The organism is Labrys methylaminiphilus subsp. lupini, from assembly GCF_051161885.1.
GTDB lineage: Bacteria > Pseudomonadota > Alphaproteobacteria > Rhizobiales > Labraceae > Labrys.
Window position 1 is genome coordinate 1,534,803 of the sequence record NZ_JBMDIH010000002.1, and the last position, 16,795, is coordinate 1,551,597.

Annotated in this window: 14 protein-coding genes; all 14 read left to right on the forward strand. The window is 65.1% G+C overall.

The genetic code is table 11. The features are described 5' to 3' along the window. Window positions 1-4: 4 nt before the first annotated feature. From ACN6KF_RS32705 to ACN6KF_RS32770, 14 genes are read left to right on the forward strand one after another with little or no spacing between them, the layout of a single operon-like run. Window positions 5-2,215, forward strand: coding sequence for a GumC family protein (locus ACN6KF_RS32705; protein WP_434961042.1), 2,211 nt, complete (start codon window positions 5-7; stop codon window positions 2,213-2,215). Then, complete coding sequence (locus ACN6KF_RS32710; protein WP_434961043.1) at window positions 2,212-2,865, forward strand: hypothetical protein; 654 nt, start codon at window positions 2,212-2,214, stop codon at window positions 2,863-2,865. Before ACN6KF_RS32705 ends, ACN6KF_RS32710 begins: the two co-directional genes overlap by 4 nt. Before the next feature lie 25 nt (window positions 2,866-2,890). Next, window positions 2,891-4,720, forward strand: a complete 1,830-nt coding sequence (asnB, locus tag ACN6KF_RS32715; RefSeq protein WP_434961044.1) for an asparagine synthase (glutamine-hydrolyzing) — start codon at window positions 2,891-2,893, stop codon at window positions 4,718-4,720. After that, on the forward strand, window positions 4,698-5,804 hold the full coding sequence (locus ACN6KF_RS32720) for a glycosyltransferase family 4 protein (RefSeq protein ID WP_434961045.1): 1,107 nt from the start codon (window positions 4,698-4,700) through the stop codon (window positions 5,802-5,804). The genes asnB and ACN6KF_RS32720 overlap by 23 nt, the downstream gene beginning before the upstream one ends. Before the next feature lie 4 nt (window positions 5,805-5,808). Then, on the forward strand, window positions 5,809-6,657 hold the full coding sequence (locus ACN6KF_RS32725) for an ABC transporter permease (protein WP_434961046.1): 849 nt from the start codon (window positions 5,809-5,811) through the stop codon (window positions 6,655-6,657). 25 nt (window positions 6,658-6,682) lie between these two features. Then, window positions 6,683-7,915: an ABC transporter ATP-binding protein gene (locus tag ACN6KF_RS32730; protein WP_434961047.1), complete on the forward strand. Its 1,233-nt coding sequence runs from the start codon at window positions 6,683-6,685 to the stop codon at window positions 7,913-7,915. Then, window positions 7,906-8,757 (forward strand): FkbM family methyltransferase, encoded by an 852-nt coding sequence (locus tag ACN6KF_RS32735; RefSeq protein ID WP_434961048.1) that lies wholly within the window; start codon window positions 7,906-7,908, stop codon window positions 8,755-8,757. The genes ACN6KF_RS32730 and ACN6KF_RS32735 overlap by 10 nt, the downstream gene beginning before the upstream one ends. Next, the gene (locus tag ACN6KF_RS32740) at window positions 8,754-9,635 is read left to right on the forward strand and encodes a glycosyltransferase family 2 protein (RefSeq protein WP_434961049.1); all 882 of its coding nucleotides are present in this window, start codon (window positions 8,754-8,756) and stop codon (window positions 9,633-9,635) included. Before ACN6KF_RS32735 ends, ACN6KF_RS32740 begins: the two co-directional genes overlap by 4 nt. 1 nt (window position 9,636) lies before the next feature. Further along, the gene (locus tag ACN6KF_RS32745) at window positions 9,637-10,560 is read left to right on the forward strand and encodes a glycosyltransferase family 2 protein (protein WP_434961050.1); all 924 of its coding nucleotides are present in this window, start codon (window positions 9,637-9,639) and stop codon (window positions 10,558-10,560) included. Further along, window positions 10,557-11,933 (forward strand): glycosyltransferase, encoded by a 1,377-nt coding sequence (locus ACN6KF_RS32750; RefSeq protein WP_434961051.1) that lies wholly within the window; start codon window positions 10,557-10,559, stop codon window positions 11,931-11,933. Before ACN6KF_RS32745 ends, ACN6KF_RS32750 begins: the two co-directional genes overlap by 4 nt. Next, the gene (locus ACN6KF_RS32755) at window positions 11,930-12,970 is read left to right on the forward strand and encodes a glycosyltransferase family 4 protein (protein WP_434961052.1); all 1,041 of its coding nucleotides are present in this window, start codon (window positions 11,930-11,932) and stop codon (window positions 12,968-12,970) included. Before ACN6KF_RS32750 ends, ACN6KF_RS32755 begins: the two co-directional genes overlap by 4 nt. Beyond that, entirely contained in the window at window positions 12,967-14,256 is a 1,290-nt protein-coding gene (locus tag ACN6KF_RS32760) for a glycosyltransferase family 4 protein (RefSeq protein ID WP_434961053.1), read from the forward strand. Before ACN6KF_RS32755 ends, ACN6KF_RS32760 begins: the two co-directional genes overlap by 4 nt. Further along, window positions 14,253-15,515 (forward strand): glycosyltransferase family protein, encoded by a 1,263-nt coding sequence (locus ACN6KF_RS32765; RefSeq protein ID WP_434961054.1) that lies wholly within the window; start codon window positions 14,253-14,255, stop codon window positions 15,513-15,515. Before ACN6KF_RS32760 ends, ACN6KF_RS32765 begins: the two co-directional genes overlap by 4 nt. Then, a complete protein-coding gene (locus ACN6KF_RS32770; RefSeq protein WP_434961055.1) occupies window positions 15,512-16,795 on the forward strand; it encodes a glycosyltransferase in 1,284 nt (427 codons plus the stop codon). The genes ACN6KF_RS32765 and ACN6KF_RS32770 overlap by 4 nt, the downstream gene beginning before the upstream one ends.

Here is a 16,795-nt window from a genome sequence, read left to right on the forward strand (position 1 = left end):
CCAGATGTTGAACCGTCTCGACACGAGGTTACGCGGATTGGACGACAGCGAAACCCAGGGCAGCGGATTCGATGTCCGCGATACCGTCAACTTCGTCTGGCGCCAATGGGCCTTCATCCTTGCCTGGACCATCCTGGCTGCACTGTTGGGGGCGGTCTATGTCGCCAGGCAAACACCGCTCTACACCGCCACCACCCAATTGCTGCTGGACCCCCGCAAGGAAAAGGCCGCTGGTCCGGACTCCATCTACACCGACACCGCTCTCGATCTGTCCGTGGTCGAGAGCGAGATCGCCGTAATGCGCTCCACCGTCCTGCTCAAGCGCGTGGTGCTCAAGGAAGGCCTGCTCGGCGGCGGCACTCCCGCCCAGCCGTCCCAGGACAATGCCGGTTCCTCCCCATCGGCAGCATCGGCTCCTGCAGGCGGGTCAGACGACGACATGTCTCCGGACATGGTCGCTGCGGTGGAAGGCCTCAAGAATGCGGTATTGATCTCCAGGGCCGGTCAGGCCTATGTGATCAACGTCTCCTACACCTCCGACAGCCCGGCCAAGGCCATGAAACTGGCCAATGCGATTGCCGATGCCTATGTCGTCGATAAGCTCGACGCCCGCTTCGAGGCGGCCAAGCGCGCCTCGAACTGGCTGAACGATCGGCTGGTGGAGCTACGCCAGCAATTGCGCCTCTCAGAGGAAGCGGTGGCGAGGTTCCGGGCCGACAACAATCTCGCGCAAGCCGTCCCCGGTGCGACGCTCAATCAGGAGCAGCTCACCCAATTGAACGGCCGGCTGGTATCGGCGCGCGCCGACACGGCCGAAAAGAAGTCGCATCTGGATCTGCTGACCAAGATCCAGGCCGAACGCGGCAAGCTCGACGCCTTGCCCGAGGCGGCCAATTCAGGCGTGCTGGCCGATCTTCGGCGGCAGGAAAACGACCTGTCCCGCCAGGAGGCGGATCTCCTGGCGCGCTATACGGGCGCCCATCCCCAGGTCGTCAACGTCCGTGCCCAATTGTCCGATGTGCGCCGCAGCATCGCCAATACACTGCGCCAGATCGCCAGCGATGTCAGGAACAACTACAATCTCGCTCTGGCCCGGCAGGACGCGGCCGAGCAAGCCTTGAAGGAGGCGTCCGGGCAATCCGACCTCGACGCATCCAAGACGATCACCCTGCGCGAGCTCGAGCGGACCGCCGCCGTCAACAAGAGCCTGTTCGAGGATTTCCTGCAACGCGCGCGCCTGACCCAGGAACAGTCGACCTTCGAAGCCCGCGACGCGCGGATCATCACGCCCGCCGTGGCGCCCGGCATCCCCTCTTCCCCGAAGCGCACCCAGATCATCCTGACCTCGCTCATCCTCGGGCTCATCGTTGGGATTGGGGCGGCCTATCTGAAAGAGGCGCTGAACGCCGGCTTCACCACGCCGCGCGAGATCGAAGCCCTCCTCGAAATGCCGCTGCTGGCTTCGATATCCCGCTTCACGCCCCGCACCAAGGACGAGAGCGGCCGCATCCTCAGCCTGCCCGAATACCCCTTGCGAATGCCGTTAGCGCGCAGTTCGGAGGCCATACGCTCCCTGCGCAGCGCCATGCAGATGAGCGATGTCGACCATCCTCCCAAGGTGGTGCAGGTGACGTCGACCCTGCCGGGCGAAGGCAAGACGACGATCGCCCTGATGATGGCGACCTCGGCGGCCCAGTCGGGCCAGAACGTGCTCTTCATCGATTGCGACCTGCGCCACCCCTCGGCTTCCTCGCAATTGAGGACAGACAAGGGCCCCGGCCTGATCGAGTGCCTGCTGGGCGAGATCGAGCTCGAGCAGGCGCTCTTCTACAGCGAAAAGCTTCGGATCTGGGCGCTTTCAGCGGGTGGCGAGAGCAAGAACCAGCCTGATCTTCTGGCCTCCGAACGCATGAAGGCGCTGATGGCAAAGGTGCGCAGCCGGTTCGATGTGGTGATCGTGGATACGCCGCCGATGGGACCGGTGATCGACCCGGTGATCGTGTCCAATCTCGTCGACAAGGTGATCTATATCGTGCGCTGGGCCTCGACGGCCCGCGAAATGGTGCAGCAATCACTGCGCCAGATCGCCGGCCAGAAGAAAGTCGCCGGCATCGTGTTCAATCACATCATGGACGACAAGGCCAAGAAGTATGGCCGCTTTGCCTATGGCTACTATTATGGCAGCCGCTACTACCGGAAATATTACGAGAAATGAGCAGTCGGATAGCGCGGATAGGCACGGCGGTCCTTTGCGTCGCTGTGGCCGGCCTTGCGGTCTGGCGCTCGGTCCCGGTCCTCGGTTTTGCGCTCGCCGAGCGCCTGGCCGAGGAAAGCAGCGACATAGCCGCCCTCCAAAGCTTTGCGACAACGCTGGAAACTGGGGCCCTGGCCGAGGCCGCCATGCAATCCGCCATCCCGCAGAACCAGCCCGTCGACAGGATCAAGGCCGCCAGCCGTCTGCTGACACGCCAGCCTCTGTCGAGCAGCGCCTGGCTTGATCTGGCCACGGCCCGGCTCGCCGGCGGCGAAGGCATGGCTGAGGTCGCGCAGGCCCTGCGCCTGTCGGCGCTGATGGGGCCGAATGAATCGGTCTTGATGGCGAGCCGCGCTCTCTTCGCCCTGCCGCTGTGGACCGCTCTTCCCGACGACCTCCGCCGCCGCGTGGCGCAGGATATCGCCGGCGGCTGGGACCGCTTCGAGACTTCCGACAAGCTCGTCATGCGCCTGACCCTTTCGGCAAGCCTCGCCACGCGCACCCAGCTCACCGCGCTGCTGCGCCAGGCAGACGGCATGAACCAGGCAAGACTCGACGATCTCGGCCTAAGCCCGTCCGCGCCTGCCCAGCCAGAAGGTTCGGTTCCGTGATGCATGCTGTCCAGAACACCGGCGAATGGCTCCCTGCCTGATGTGCGGCGTCGCGGGCATCTTCGCCTATCACTATGCAGCCAACGCCATCAGCCGCACGGAACTGAGTGCGATGAGCCAGCACATGGCTCGGCGCGGCCCGGATGCCAGCGGCGAATGGTTCGATCCGGCAGAACGCCTCGGCCTGGTCCATCGCCGCCTGGCCATCATCGATCTCGCAGACCGCGCCTCGCAACCGATGACGAGCGCCGATGGCCGCCATGTCATCGTTTTCAACGGCGAAATCTACAATCACCTCGCCTTGCGCGAAGCTCTGCAGAAGGAAGGTGCAGAATTCAGAACCCAATCCGACACCGAGGTGCTGCTGCATCTCTACGCCCGCTGCGGCGAGGCGATGGTTGCGCGGCTGCGCGGCATGTTCGCTTTCGCCATCTACGATACGAGCGCCCGCTCGCTGTTTCTGGCGCGCGATCCCTATGGCATCAAGCCGCTCTATTACAGCGATGACGGCTGGGTCTTCCGCTTCGCCAGCCAGGTCAAGACACTGATTGCCGGAGGCGGCGTCTCGCGCGACCGCGACCCCGCCGGGGATGTCGGCTTCTACCTGCTCGGTAGCGTGCCCGAACCCCATACCTGCTTTCGCGAGGTTCGGGCCCTGCCGGCAGGATCGACCATGCTGGTCGACCGCGCCGGCGCACAGGTGCCGCAAACCTACCACCGGGTGGCGTCCGTCTATGACGCCGCAGAGCACAATCCGGGGCAAAGGCACGATAATCCCGCAGCCTTTGCCGATATTGCCCTGGATTCGGTAAGGCACCATCTGGCCGGGGATGTCGAGGTTGGCGCCTTTCTTTCGGCCGGTGTCGATTCCGCCGCCCTTGTCGGCCTCATGCGCGATGCCGGTGCCCGGCAAATCAAAACCATTACAATCGGATTTGAGGAATTCGCCAACACGTCGGCAGACGAAACCTCCCATGCCGCCGAGATCGCGCGCTTCTACGGCACCCACCATGTCACGCGGATGGTCTCCAGAAGCGAGTTCGAAGCCGATCTGCAGCCTTTCTTCGACGCCATGGACCAGCCGAGCATCGATGGCCTCAACACCTGGTTTGCCGCCAAGACGGCCCGCGAGCTCGGCCTCAAGGCGGTGCTGTCGGGCCTGGGCGGCGACGAGCTCCTGGGCGGCTACCCCTCCTTCCGGGACATCCCGCGATGGGTAAGCGCCTTGCGGGTGCCTTCATGCATCCCGCTTCTCGGCAAGGGCCTGCGCCGCCTCGGCAAACCGCTTGTCGAGCGGCTGCGCCTTCATCCCAAACTCGCCGGCCTGCCCGAATATGGGGGGTCCTATGCTGGTGCCTATCTGCTCAAGCGCGGGCTTTACCTGCCATGGGAGCTCGGCGAGGTCCTCGATCGCGACACCATCGAGGAAGGCCTGCGCCGCCTCGGCCCCTTGAAGCTGATCAAGGCCCAGTTGCAGGGACGATCAAAGCGCCCCTTCGCCCGCATCGCGACGCTGGAGTCGAGCCTTTATCTGCGCAACCAATTGCTCCGCGATGCCGATTGGGCCGGCATGGCGCACTCGGTTGAGATCAGAACACCCCTGGTCGACAGCGAAGTGCTCAAGCGTTCGGCCCAGCTCGATTTGCGGGGCATTGCCGGCAAGACGGCGCTTGCCCGGGCTCCGGCGCAGCCCTTGCCGCAAGCCGTGCTTGACCGCCCCAAGACCGGGTTTGCCCTGCCGATCGCTGAGTGGATGCAGGCTTCCCCTTTTGGTTCACTGCCCGCCCGGCGCAAGCCACCCCGGTACGGCTGGGCACGAGACTGGAGCCGCATTGTCCACCGCCAGTTCCCATGACGTGGCGCCGCGGCGATTGAAGGTGCTGGCTCTGTTGACTGATGGCTGGGGTATGGCGGGCGGCATTGCCCGCTACAACCGGGATTTTCTCACCGCTTTGGCTGCAAGCGCCACAGTCGGGGATGTCGTCGTCCTGCCCCGGTCGGCCGGTACCTCGACGGATCTGCCCGCCCCTATCGTCCAGCTCGCATCACGGACGGGCCGGATGGACTATAGTCTGACGGCCTTCAAGCAGGCGCTTTCACAACGGTATGATCTGATCTTCTGCGGCCACCTCTTCATGGCGCCGCTGGCGGCGGCTCTCTCCAGGCTGGCACGCATACCGCTCTGGCTGCAGCTGCACGGCATCGAGAGCTGGGCCAGGCCGAACCTCGCCATCCGCCAGGCCACGCGACAGGCCCGATTGATCACGGCAGTCAGCCGGGCGACGCGCAGACGCGCCTTGGCATGGTGCGACATCGAACCCGAACGCCTGCATGTTCTACCGAATACGGTCGAAGAGCGCTTTTCGCCTGGTACGCCGCCTGCCGATCTCATCGATCGGCTGGGCACGCGGGGGCGCAAGGTGATCCTCACCGTGGGCCGCCTGTCCTCGCAGGAACGCTACAAGGGCCACGACCGCGTCATCGAGGCCTTGCCTCGGATCAGCCGCCGCTATCCGGACATACTCTACCTCATCGCCGGCGATGGGGACGATCACGACCGCCTCGCCGGGATCGGGCGACGGCTGGGGGTATCAAACCTGATCCGCTTCACCGGGCCGGTCCCCCATGACCAACTGCCGGATATCTACCGCCTGGCAGACGTCTTTGCCATGCCGAGCACGGGAGAGGGGTTCGGCATCGTCTTCCTGGAGGCCGCCGCCACGGGACTGCCCATCATCGCGACCAACCAAGATGGCAGCTGCGATGCCCTGGCGGACGGAAAACTCGGCACCCTCATTGACCCTGACGCTCCCCAGGCTCTCGCCGAGGCGATCATTGCCTGTCTCGATAGAGACCGGCCCGACCCGGAGCGCCCCAGCCGCTTTGCCTTCTCCCAGTTCGCCGCACAGGTCGACCATCTTGTTTCAAGCCGATTCTGATCCGATGCGGGCCGACCCGCTTCCACCGGAACTGCCGCAGGTGGTCACGATCATCGGTCCGGATCGGTTGTGGAGCCTCACCGACCTGCGCGAGCTTTGGCGCTACCGCGAACTCGTCTGGGTGTTGACGCAACGCGACGTCAAGGTTCGCTACAAGCAGACCGTGCTGGGCTTTGCCTGGGCAATCATCCAGCCCGTTTTGCTGATGGTGGTGTTTTCCGTGCTGTTCGGGCGTCTCGCCCAGATCCCCGCCGACGGTTCGCCCTACCCGATCTTCGTCTATGCAGGCCTGCTGCCCTGGATCTTCTTCTCCAACACCGTGTCGGCGGCGGCCGGCTCGCTGATTGGCTCCATCAATCTGGTCGGCAAGGTCTATTTCCCGCGGCTGATCATTCCATTGGCCTCCGCGGGCGTCGGCCTAGTCGATTTCGTGATCGCGACCGTGATATTGCTGGCGATGATGCTGATCTATGGGGTGGGCTGGAGTGCGAACCTGCTGGCGGCTCCCCTCCTGATCGCCGGCACCATCCTTTGCGCCCTGGGTGTCGGCATCGGGCTCTCGGCTCTGACGGTCACCTATCGTGACTTTCGCTTCGTCGTACCCTTCCTGCTCCAGTTCTGGATGTTCGTCACCCCGGTGGTCTATCCGGCAAGCTTGGTGCCCGAGCCCTGGCGATGGCTGTTGTTTCTCAACCCGATGGCGGGCCTGGTGGAGGGTTTCCGCTCGGTGTTTCTGGGACATCCCTTCGACTGGCCATCCATCGGCTTGTCCCTGATGCTGTCGCTGGGGCTGGTTGCCCTGGGTGTGTGGTATTTCGAACGCGTGGAGCGGCGTTTTGCGGACATCCTCTGACAACGGCCGGGCTCTTCCCTAGACCATGACCGCACCCAGCATCCGCGCCATGGGCGTGAGCAAGGAATATGCCCGTGGCGGCTACAATCCCTCGCTGCGCACCTTTCGCGAAGCGCTGGTCGGTGCGGTAACCAGGCCCTTTGGCAGCCTGGGAAGGCCCGCCGTCGAGCAGGACCGTTTCCTCGCCTTGTCCGACGTCACCTTCGACGTGCAGCCCGGAGAGGTCGTGGGGATCATCGGGCGAAACGGCGCCGGAAAATCGACGCTGTTGAAGATCCTGTCGCGCATCACCGCGCCGACGCGAGGACGCGTCGAAATTCGCGGGCGCATCGCCAGCCTTCTGGAGGTGGGAACCGGCTTTCATCCCGAGCTGACCGGCCGGGAGAACATTCGCCTGAATGGCGCCATCATCGGCATGACAGGGGTCGAGATCGCCCGAAAATTCGACACGATCGTTGCCTTTTCCGGGGTCGAGAAATTCATCGACACGCCGATCAAGCACTATTCGAGCGGCATGTATATGCGTCTCGCCTTTGCCGTCGCCGCCCATCTGGAACCGGAAATCCTGGTCGTGGACGAGGTTCTCGCGGTTGGTGATGCCGAGTTCCAGAAAAAGAGCCTGGGCAAGATGAACGAGATAGCCGGCCGGGGCCGAACCGTCCTGCTGGTCAGCCATAATCTCAGTGCGGTCGGCGCTCTGTGCCAGAATGCCATCCTTCTCGATGGAGGACGCATCCTGCATCAGGGACCGGCTGCCGAAACCATCGCTCATTACGCCTCCTTGTTCCGCAGCGATGACGGCACGGTCACCGAGGACAGGCCCCCGCCGGGGCCCCATATCGCCAGCGCCACGCTCGCCACCAGCCAGATCGCCTATGGAGACCGGCTCGTTCTCACCTGCGTCCTCCAATCTCCCGATCGGCGGCGCGCAGCGATCGAAATCGAGATTCACGACGAGTTGGGGCGCAAGCTTATCTATTCGTCGACGGCGCCGATGCATGGCCAGGAATTCGATCTCCAGCCTGGCGCCAATCGCATTTCCCTGGCGATCGGCCCGCTGCCGCTGGCACGGGGCAGCTATGAGATCCATCTGTGGCTGATCAAGCCGCGGGTCGAGGAATTCCATCGCCTGTCCCTGCCCGTGCGTTTCGACGTCGTGCAGTCCGACCCGGGAGGGGTGGGGTTCGATTTCCAGCAGTCCTATGACCGTGGCTGCCTGACCGTGCCGATCGCGATCGAAAGGCCGGAATGGTCGTGACATCATCCCTGCCCTGGCGGGCCAGGCTCTTGCGGTTTTACGCTCGTATGCCGGACCACCCGCTGAAGCTGCGGATCTACGACTGGCTGCGCTCCAGCCGTCCGTTCCGGTTTGTCACGGCGCGCTTGGCCTATGGCACCTTCAAGCTGGACCTGATCGACTACGTGCAGCACGCCATGTTCCAGGAGGGCAGCTACGAGCCGGCGAGTTTTGCACTGTTCCAGTCCCTCATCGAAACCGATGCGACGATCGTCGATGTCGGTGCCAATGTCGGCCAGTACAGCCTGGCTGCCGCCCGTCTGACCGGTCCAGGCGGGCGTGTCGTCGCCATCGAACCTCATCCCGGCCTTTGCGCCCGGCTTCTCGACAATATCCGCCTGAGCGGGGCCGAGGATCGTGTCCTGCCGGTGACGTCGCCGCTCTCGAGATCTTCCGACTTCATCGAATTCGGTCTTCCCGAAGCCGGCGCGCTCGGCACTACACGCCCGAGGAAGCCGGGTGAGGCGCGCGGCTTCCTGGCCATGGCCGTGACGATTGGTGACCTCGCCGGTCGGCTGGGGATCGAAAACATCGCCGTCATGAAAGTCGACATCGAAGGCCATGACCTTGCCGTCATCGACGACATGTTCCGTCACTCCACACTCAGGCCACGCCACATCCTGTTCGAACATCTGCCATCCCATTTCCGCTATGGGATCCCGGACGCAGACCTGCCCGCTTATTTCTCCGGCTTCGGCTATGAAGTGCTGACGGTCGACGGAAAGACCTATTCTCCGGGGCAGCCGCTGCCGGAAGACAATCTCTGGGCTCGGCGCATAGCCAAGGGAGACGGGCGCCCATGACTGCGGCCGTCTCGGTGATAGTGCCGACCTTCCGTCGCCTTGAAAGGCTGCCCGACCTGCTCACGAGGCTGGCGACCATCGACCACGCCGCCGATCTCGACATCGTGATCGTCGACCAGACCCCCGGCGCGGATCTTTCGGCCCTGGAGCGCTTTTCGGAGCATTTCGCCTCCTTGCGCTGCATGAGCCTCGCTGAGGCCAATGTCGCCCTGGCCCGCAACACCGGTGCGGAAGCCGCGTCTTGCGACATCCTTCTCTTCATGGACGACGACATGGCCCTCGACAGGTTCTTCATTCCCCATCTGCTCTCGCTGATGGGGCGGATGCCACGGACCGTGTTGGGCGCGGTCTGGCCGCATCAGGTAGCGATAGACCGGGCAGATGGCTTGCCCTCGACCGGGCAGGATGACGAAGCCCTGACTTTCCTGCCCACCGGTGCCCTCGCCATCAGCCGGTGGGATTTCCTGACTGCAGGCGGCTTCGATGCCAGGCTCGAGCGCTATTTCGAGGATGCCGAGTTCTCGCACCGCCTCAAGCAGCTCGGATTGCGCCTGATCCGCCATCCCGACCTCAAAGCGGAACATCATGATCACCAGGAGAACGGGACCTGGTATTCCCGCTCCATGATGGAGGCGGCCCCGCGCCTGATGCAGCAAACCGCCTATTTCCGCCGCAAGACCGGACGAAGCTGGGCAAAAGTGCTCTTCGCCCTCCTGCGTGTGATCGCCAGCGAGACGCGCCGGCCCGGCTATCTGCGTGGCGGCACGCAGCTGACGAGGGCCGCGGCTCTGGGCGTCTCGCTTCCGGCAGCGCTGATCTACGCGGCGCGCTCCCCCCTGCTTGCCCATGCGCCATCCTCCGGCGGAAAAGCGGGCTGACATGACAAGCGTCGCCATTATCATCCCCTGCTACAATGCCGGTCAAACCTTGGCGCAAACGCTCGAAAGCGCCATCGGCCAGCCCGGCCTCGCAGAACTCATCGTCGTCGACGATGGCTCGACCGACGGTTCGGCCGATATCGCGCGGCGCTATCTGCCCGCCGATCGCGTCATCGAAGGCCCAAATCGCGGCGTCTCGGCGGCGCGCAATCGCGGCATCGCCGAAACCCGCTCGGAATGGCTGCTGTTTCTCGACGCGGATGATCTGCTCACGCCCGGCACGATCGAACGGCGCCTTGCCGTTGCGGAGAACGCCGATGTGGTCGTCTGTGACTATCAGGAGTTCAGCACGGACGAGCAAGGCGCTCCCGTCCTCTCACAAATCCGCAGCATCGACTGGCCGGCGCTGCGGCAGGACGCGGAAAGAGCGATTGCCAGCCATGTCTGGCTCACCACGGGCGCCCTGCTCTATCGGCGAGAGCTGGTCGAGACGATCGGCGGTTTTCGCCCCGATCTGCCGGTGATCCAGGACGCCCGCTTTATGTTCGACGCGGCGTTCCATGGTGGGCGCCTCGTGCCCAGCGCCCATATTGGCGCCCACTACCGGATCGCGGCACAGAGCCTGTCGCGGCGCGATCCCGTACAGTTCTGGCGCGACGTGCTCCGCAACGGCCGGCAGATCGAGGCGCTGTGGCGCGAACGCGGTACCCTGACTTCCGATCGCATCGCCACCTTGCGTGACCTTTACGACAATGCCGGACGTGGTCTGCTGCGCTGCGAGGACAAAAGCTTTTTCGAAGCGAGCGCCGCAGGGCGCACACTCGGCCTGCGCCAATCGCGGCATGCGCGTATCGCAACGCCGCTCGCCCGTCTGCTAGGGCTGCGCGCTACGCACGGCCTGCTGTCCATGATGGGGCGGCCATGAACGAGACGCCAGCCGATGTCGTCATGGCGACCGCCTGGTATCCGCCCTACGATCTCGGCGGCACCGAAATCTATCTGGAAGGGCTGGTGCAGGAACTCTCCCTCAAGGGCCTGAAATGCGCTGTGCTCGTGCCGCGAGTACCCGGTGCGCCGGATCACTACGAGCACCGCGGTGCGACGGTGTGGACCTATCCGGTCGAACTGCCCAAGGGAAGACAGTCTGGTGGCGCAACGCGCCGGCATGGCCAGTTCGATCGTTTCGAAGCCCTGCTGCGGCTGAACCCACGCGCCATCTATCACCAGCATTCCTGGACGACAGGATGCGGTCTCGACCATCTGCGTGCCGCCCGCGCGCAGGGGCTGAGAACCGTCCTCACCTTTCACGTCGCCGGGACCGTATGCCTGCGCGGTACCTTGCTGCACTTCGGAGAGGTCCCTTGCGACGGTATGGTCGAGGAGATCCGCTGTGGCGCTTGCTGGGCGGAGAGCCGCGGTGCGCCCCGCGCGGCCGCATGGGCGATCGGCCGGCTGCCCCGTGCCTTTGCCGCCAGGGCCCTGCAGGGCCGCACACGCCTTGCCACCGCGCTTTCGGCAAGGGCGCTCGCCATCGGGAAAGGGCAGGAGCTGAACGAGGCCTTCGAGCTGAGCGACCGCCTTGTCGCCGTCTGCCAATGGCTCGCCGACACGCTGACGCGCAATGGCGCGCCATCCGACAAACTCGTGCTCAGCCACCATGGCCTCGCGGCTTCCTACCTGGCGGAGGCCGTGCAGGCAGCGGCTCGGAAGAGATCCGAGGGTATCAATCTGCGGCTCGTCTATCTCGGACGATGGGACAGGGCCAAGGGCATTCATGTCGCGGTTGCCGCCCTCCGCAGGCTGCCGCTGGAGACACCCGTCGAACTTTCCATCCACGCCATCGGCGCCACTGAGAACGACGGCTATGAGGCTGAAGTGCGGGCCCTGGCCGCGGGCGACCCGCGCGTCCGGTTCCTCCCGTCCCTGCCTCATCGAGACATCGCCGAGGCCCTGGCCGCGCATGATGTTCTTCTCGTGCCCTCGCTCTGGCTGGAAACCGGCCCGCTGGTGGTGCTGGAAGCCCAGGCGGCCGGTCTCTATGTGTTGGGATCGGATCTCGGCGGTATTGCCGAACTTGTTGCAGGCACAGAAGGCGGCGAATTGCTTTCACCCGGCTCCGTGCGGGATTGGGCCGAAGCCATCGGACGGCTCGCTGCGCGCAAATCCCAGGATCCCTTGCCGAAATTCCAGGGTCCTTTACGCAGCCAGGCCGATGTCGCCGACGACATGATCAACCTCTACCGTTCGCTGCCGCCCGCCCTCGCCCGGGAAAGCCGGCTTGTGAAGATCGATCCATGAGGATTGCCCTCACCTGCGATCCCGAACTGCCGGTGCCGCCGCAATTTTATGGCGGCATCGAACGCGTGGTCGACATGCTGGCGCGCCGCCTCGTGGCGCGTGGCCATGACCTGACCCTGTTCGCACACCCTGCCTCGCAATGCCCGGTGCCGAAACGGGCCTGGCCCGGCGCGAGCAGCCTTTCGCGCTATGATACGTTCAGGAATGCCGGCGAACTGGCGAGAGCGATCGCCGGCCAGCGCTTCGATATCATCCACAGCTTCTCGCGATTGGCCTATCTGGCACCGCTTTTACCGCGTGCTATCCCCAAATTGATGACCTACCAGCGCGAGATCAGCCCGCGCACGACCGGGCTGGCGCAACGCCTGTCGCGCGGCACGCTGCAATTCTCAGCCATCAGCGAGCATATGGTACGCCATGTCAGGCACGTCGGGACCTGGCACATCGTTCCCAATGGCGTGCCGAGCGAGACCTATACCTTCCGGGAACAGGTGCCAGACGACGCGCCGCTGGTCTTTCTGGGACGTGTGGAAGAAATCAAGGGGCCGCACCTGGCCATCGCAGCGGCCCGGCTGGCCGGCCGGCGGCTGATCATTGCCGGCAATCTGGCCGGGGAACACCAGGCCTGGTTCGAGGCCCATGTCGCTCCGCATCTGCGTGATGGCGATGTCGAGTATGTCGGGCCCGTCGACGACCGGCAAAAGGACGAGTTGCTCGGCAGCGCCGCCGCACTGCTGATGCCCATCCTGTGGGAAGAACCGTTCGGCATCGTGATGGCAGAGGCGATGGCCTGCGGCACGCCCGTCATCGGCTTCGGTCGCGGTGCCGTTCCCGAAGTGGTCGAGGATGGGCACACCGGATATGTCGTCGACACCGTCGAGGAAATGGCGGCGGCAGTCGCCAGGCTCGAGAGGATCGAGCGAGCCGCGTGCCGGCAGCGGGTCGAAATACTCTATAGCGAGGATGCCGTCACCGACCGCTATCTGCAGATCTATGAGGCCATGATCGCGGGACGGCGTTCGAGGGCTGCAGCATGAGGTCGGTGCTGAGCTACCCCGGTACCATGCCGCATGCCCAGCAGATCGCCCTGGCCTTGCATGAACAAGGCTGGCTGAAGACCTTCGTGACCAGTTTTCATTATTCCGGGCAAGGGTGGGGCGACCGCCTGCTGCGCGCCCTGCCGTCGGACCAGGCCGCGGCGTTGAGCCAGAAATTGCTGCACCGTTCGATCGAGACGATCCCGCACAGCCTCGTGCAGACCTATCCGGCATGGGAAATCCTGCGCAGCGTGGCGGCCAAGGGTGGCGCCGGACCAGTGACCGTCGACCGCCTCTGGGACTTGATGAGCCACCGCTTCGATGCGGCCGTCGCCAGCCGCCACGTGCCCAGCGCCGAGGCCATCCATGCCTTCGAATATACGGCGCTGGCGAGCTTCCAGCGCGCTGCGCATGAAGGAACTCGACGCATCCTGCATTTGCCCTCGCTCAGCAGCCGGCAATTCGAGAGCATCCGTCAGCGCGAACTGACCCGGTGGAAGCAGCTCGACGGCGCCAATGCCGCCTATTTCTCGGATCGCTTTGCGCGGAGGCAGGCGAGGCGCGACGCGGAGATCGGGCTCGCTGATCTCATCGTCACCAATTCCGCCCTTACCGCGCGCTCCCACATCGCCGGGGGTGCCGATCCCGCGAAGATCCTGGTCGTCCCCCTCGGCGCTCCTCCGGTGCTCGATCGGTCCCGGCCCCCGCGCGGGAGCGATACGGGACCTCTCCGAGCTGTTTATGCCGGCAACATCACCCTCGGCAAGGGCGTGCCCTATCTCCTCGAAGCCTGGCGCCGATTGCCGGTCGCCGCATATGCCAGGCTGGACATCTATGGCCAGATTGGGCTGCCTGCCGATCTTCTCGCCCCGGCTGATGACACGATCCGCTTTCATGGCTCGCGCCCGCGTGCCGAACTGTTCCGGGCTTTCGAGCAGGCCGATGTCCTGGTGTTTCCAAGCCTTGCCGACGGTTTCGGCATGGTCGTGGCCGAGGCCATGGCGCATGGCCTGCCTGTAATCGTCACAGACATGACGGGCGCGGCCGACCTCGTGACGCCCGAGAACGGGCTCGTCATTCCCTCAGCCGACGCAGAGGCCTTGACGCAGGCCCTTGCCTGGTGCCTCGACAATCGCCAGCGCCTGCAGGCTATGCGGACCGGCGCGCTCGAGACGGCCCGCCGTCATCAATGGCCGGCCTATCGCACTGCCCTAGCCGGCGGGCTCAGGCAACGCCTGGGAGGCGCCGACCACGGCTGTCCTGCCCACGAGATGGAGCGGACATGACGAGCCCCCACCCGGGATCGCATATCTGCATCCTCACCCCGGGCCAGCTCGGATCCAATCCGCGCGTGGTCAAGGAGGCGCATGCCCTCCACCAGGCCGGCTTCGCCGTCACCGTCGTCGCGACCCGCATGCTGGAGGGCGTAGAGCCGCGCGACCAATCCATCCTGCGCGAGGCACCATTCCGGATCGAGCGCATCGACCTGCGCTCGCGGGCAGGCTGGCGCCTGCGTCGGCTCGGCCAGGAACTTGCGGGCGCGGCACACGCCGCGAGTGGCAGGCGCCTTTTCAGCTCCCGGGCGTTCAGCGTGTTCACGCCTGCCCTGATCGCCGCCGCCAGCCGCGTCCCGGCGGATCTCTACATCGCCCATTATCCCCCGGCCCTGCCGGCTGCCAAGGCCGCTGCCAGTCGCTTCCACGCTGGCTATGCCTTCGATGCCGAGGATTTCCATCTGGGCGAGTGGCGCGACGGCCCGGCGGCCGAGGCGAACCGTTCGCATCTGCGCGCCATCGAGGCAGCCGCCTTGCCGGGATGCTGCTATATCACCGCCGCCTCGCCCGAGATTGCGCGTGCCTATGCGCAGGCCTACGCAGTGCCCATCCCGCAAATCGTGCTGAACAGCTTTCCGCTGTCGCAGGCCCCGAATGTGCCAACCGCCAAGGGTACGGCCGATCCGGGTCCGTCCCTCTACTGGTTTTCGCAGGTTATCGGCCCCGATCGCGGCCTCGAATGCGCGATCAAGGCCATTGCAAGGGCGGCCTCAAGGCCGCACCTCTACCTGCGCGGCCATGCGGGTGCGCCCTATGCAGGCCAATTGCGGCGCCTTGCGCAACAGGAGGGCGTGCCGGAGCGCCTGCATTTCCTACCCTCCGCGCTCCCTGGCGAGCTCGTCCGGTTGGCCGCCGGCCATGATCTCGGCCTGTGCGCCGAACCGGGACATACGGCCAACAATGCGTTCGCCCTCTCCAACAAACTGTTCACCTATCTCATGGCCGGGCTCCCAGCCATCCTGTCCGATACGCCGGCCCAGCGGGCGTTCGCCGGCTCGCATCCGCTTGCCACTGCGCTTTTCACAGCCGACGATGCCGCGAGCCTGGCTGCCAGCCTCGACAGCCTGCTGCAGGATCCGGCACGCCTGGCGCAGGCTCGGGCAAGCGCCTTCGATCTCGCGCAGAAAACCTATAATTGGGACCGGGAAAGCGTGATCGTGGTCGATCTGGCGCGCCAATCGTTGAACGGCTCGTCGCGGAGGCGGGCATGAGTCTCCCGCGCACCGTCCTGATCGTCTCCCCCTATTTCCCGCCGTCCAACCTCGCCTGCGTGCATCGGGCCCGGCATCTGGCCAATCACCTGCCGGCAGCGGGCTGGACCCCTGTCATCCTCTGCGTGGATGACCGCTTCTACGAACAGGAACCCGATCCCCTGCTCGGCAGCCTGGTCTCGCCGGCTCTGGAGATCATCAAGGTTTCCGCCCTGCAAGCCCGCATGACACGCCGGTTCGGCATCGGAGATCTCGGCCTGCGGGCCTGGTCGGCCCTTTCCCGCCGCGCGGCCGACCTGCTCTCGACCAGACGGATCGACGCCGTGCTGATCACGGGATCGCCCTTCTATCCCATGCTGATGTCGCGCTGGATCGAGCCGAAATTCGGCGTGCCGGTGGTGCTCGATTTCCAGGACCCCTGGGTTTCGGCGTGGGGCGGAGACCAGAAACCGTTGAGCAAGGCTGGGTTATCCCATCAGATCGCGCTTCGCCTCGAAGGACCGGCCCTGCGCAAGGCCCGCTTCGTCACATCGGTCTCCGAACGCCAGAACCAGGAACTGGCCGCGCGCCATTCCTGGCTCGATACATCGCGAATGGCGGCGCTGCCCATCGGCGGGGATCCCGGCGATCTGGAGCTCCTCGGGACCATGCCTGGCACCCGCCAAAGCCGGCTCGATCCTGCGACGATCAATCTGAGCTATGTCGGCACGGCGCTGCCGCGCTCGCAGGGGCTTTTCCAGGCCCTGCTCAAAGGCCTTGCCGAAATGAGAGCACGCCAGCCACGTCTGGCGGCGCGCCTGCGTCTTCATTTCATCGGCACGAGCAATCAGGCCAATGGCGGCGATACGTTCTCCATCCTTCCGCTTGCCGAGGCAGAGAAAGTCGCCGATCTCGTCGTCGAGACCCCCCAACGCCTCGCCTATGCCGAAGCCTTGGGGCTGATGGCCGAGTCCCAAGGCCTCCTGCTGGTCGGCTCGGACGAAGCCCACTATACCGCGTCAAAGATCTATCCCGCCTTGCTGACGCGGCGCCCCTATCTTTCACTGTTTCACCGCCTGTCCAGCGCCCATGCCCTTCTCGCGGCGGCCGGCGGGGGCATCAATTTCTCCTTCGCCGACGCCAACGGCCTGGCGGGCCTGGCGCAGGACATCGCCGCCGGATTGGAACGCCTCGCCCTCGACCCCGCCAGCCTCGGTCAGGCCCGGCGGGATCTCCTGGAGCCTTTTTCGGCCAAGGCCATTGCCGGCCGCTATGGCGCCATTTTCGACGGACTGCGCTGA

Excerpts from the sequence above, each read along its gene's own strand:
- ACN6KF_RS32705 (WP_434961042.1), top strand. The coding sequence starts at position 5 with ATGTTGAACCGTCTCGACACGAGGTTACGCGGATTGGACGACAGCGAA.
- ACN6KF_RS32710 (WP_434961043.1), top strand. The coding sequence starts at position 2,212 with ATGAGCAGTCGGATAGCGCGGATAGGCACGGCGGTCCTTTGCGTCGCT.
- asnB (WP_434961044.1), top strand. The coding sequence starts at position 2,891 with ATGGCTCCCTGCCTGATGTGCGGCGTCGCGGGCATCTTCGCCTATCAC.
- ACN6KF_RS32725 (WP_434961046.1), top strand. The coding sequence starts at position 5,809 with ATGCGGGCCGACCCGCTTCCACCGGAACTGCCGCAGGTGGTCACGATC.
- ACN6KF_RS32730 (WP_434961047.1), top strand. The coding sequence starts at position 6,683 with ATGACCGCACCCAGCATCCGCGCCATGGGCGTGAGCAAGGAATATGCC.
- ACN6KF_RS32735 (WP_434961048.1), top strand. The coding sequence starts at position 7,906 with ATGGTCGTGACATCATCCCTGCCCTGGCGGGCCAGGCTCTTGCGGTTT.
- ACN6KF_RS32740 (WP_434961049.1), top strand. The coding sequence starts at position 8,754 with ATGACTGCGGCCGTCTCGGTGATAGTGCCGACCTTCCGTCGCCTTGAA.
- ACN6KF_RS32745 (WP_434961050.1), top strand. The coding sequence starts at position 9,637 with ATGACAAGCGTCGCCATTATCATCCCCTGCTACAATGCCGGTCAAACC.
- ACN6KF_RS32750 (WP_434961051.1), top strand. The coding sequence starts at position 10,557 with ATGAACGAGACGCCAGCCGATGTCGTCATGGCGACCGCCTGGTATCCG.
- ACN6KF_RS32755 (WP_434961052.1), top strand. The coding sequence starts at position 11,930 with ATGAGGATTGCCCTCACCTGCGATCCCGAACTGCCGGTGCCGCCGCAA.
- ACN6KF_RS32760 (WP_434961053.1), top strand. The coding sequence starts at position 12,967 with ATGAGGTCGGTGCTGAGCTACCCCGGTACCATGCCGCATGCCCAGCAG.
- ACN6KF_RS32765 (WP_434961054.1), top strand. The coding sequence starts at position 14,253 with ATGACGAGCCCCCACCCGGGATCGCATATCTGCATCCTCACCCCGGGC.
- ACN6KF_RS32770 (WP_434961055.1), top strand. The coding sequence starts at position 15,512 with ATGAGTCTCCCGCGCACCGTCCTGATCGTCTCCCCCTATTTCCCGCCG.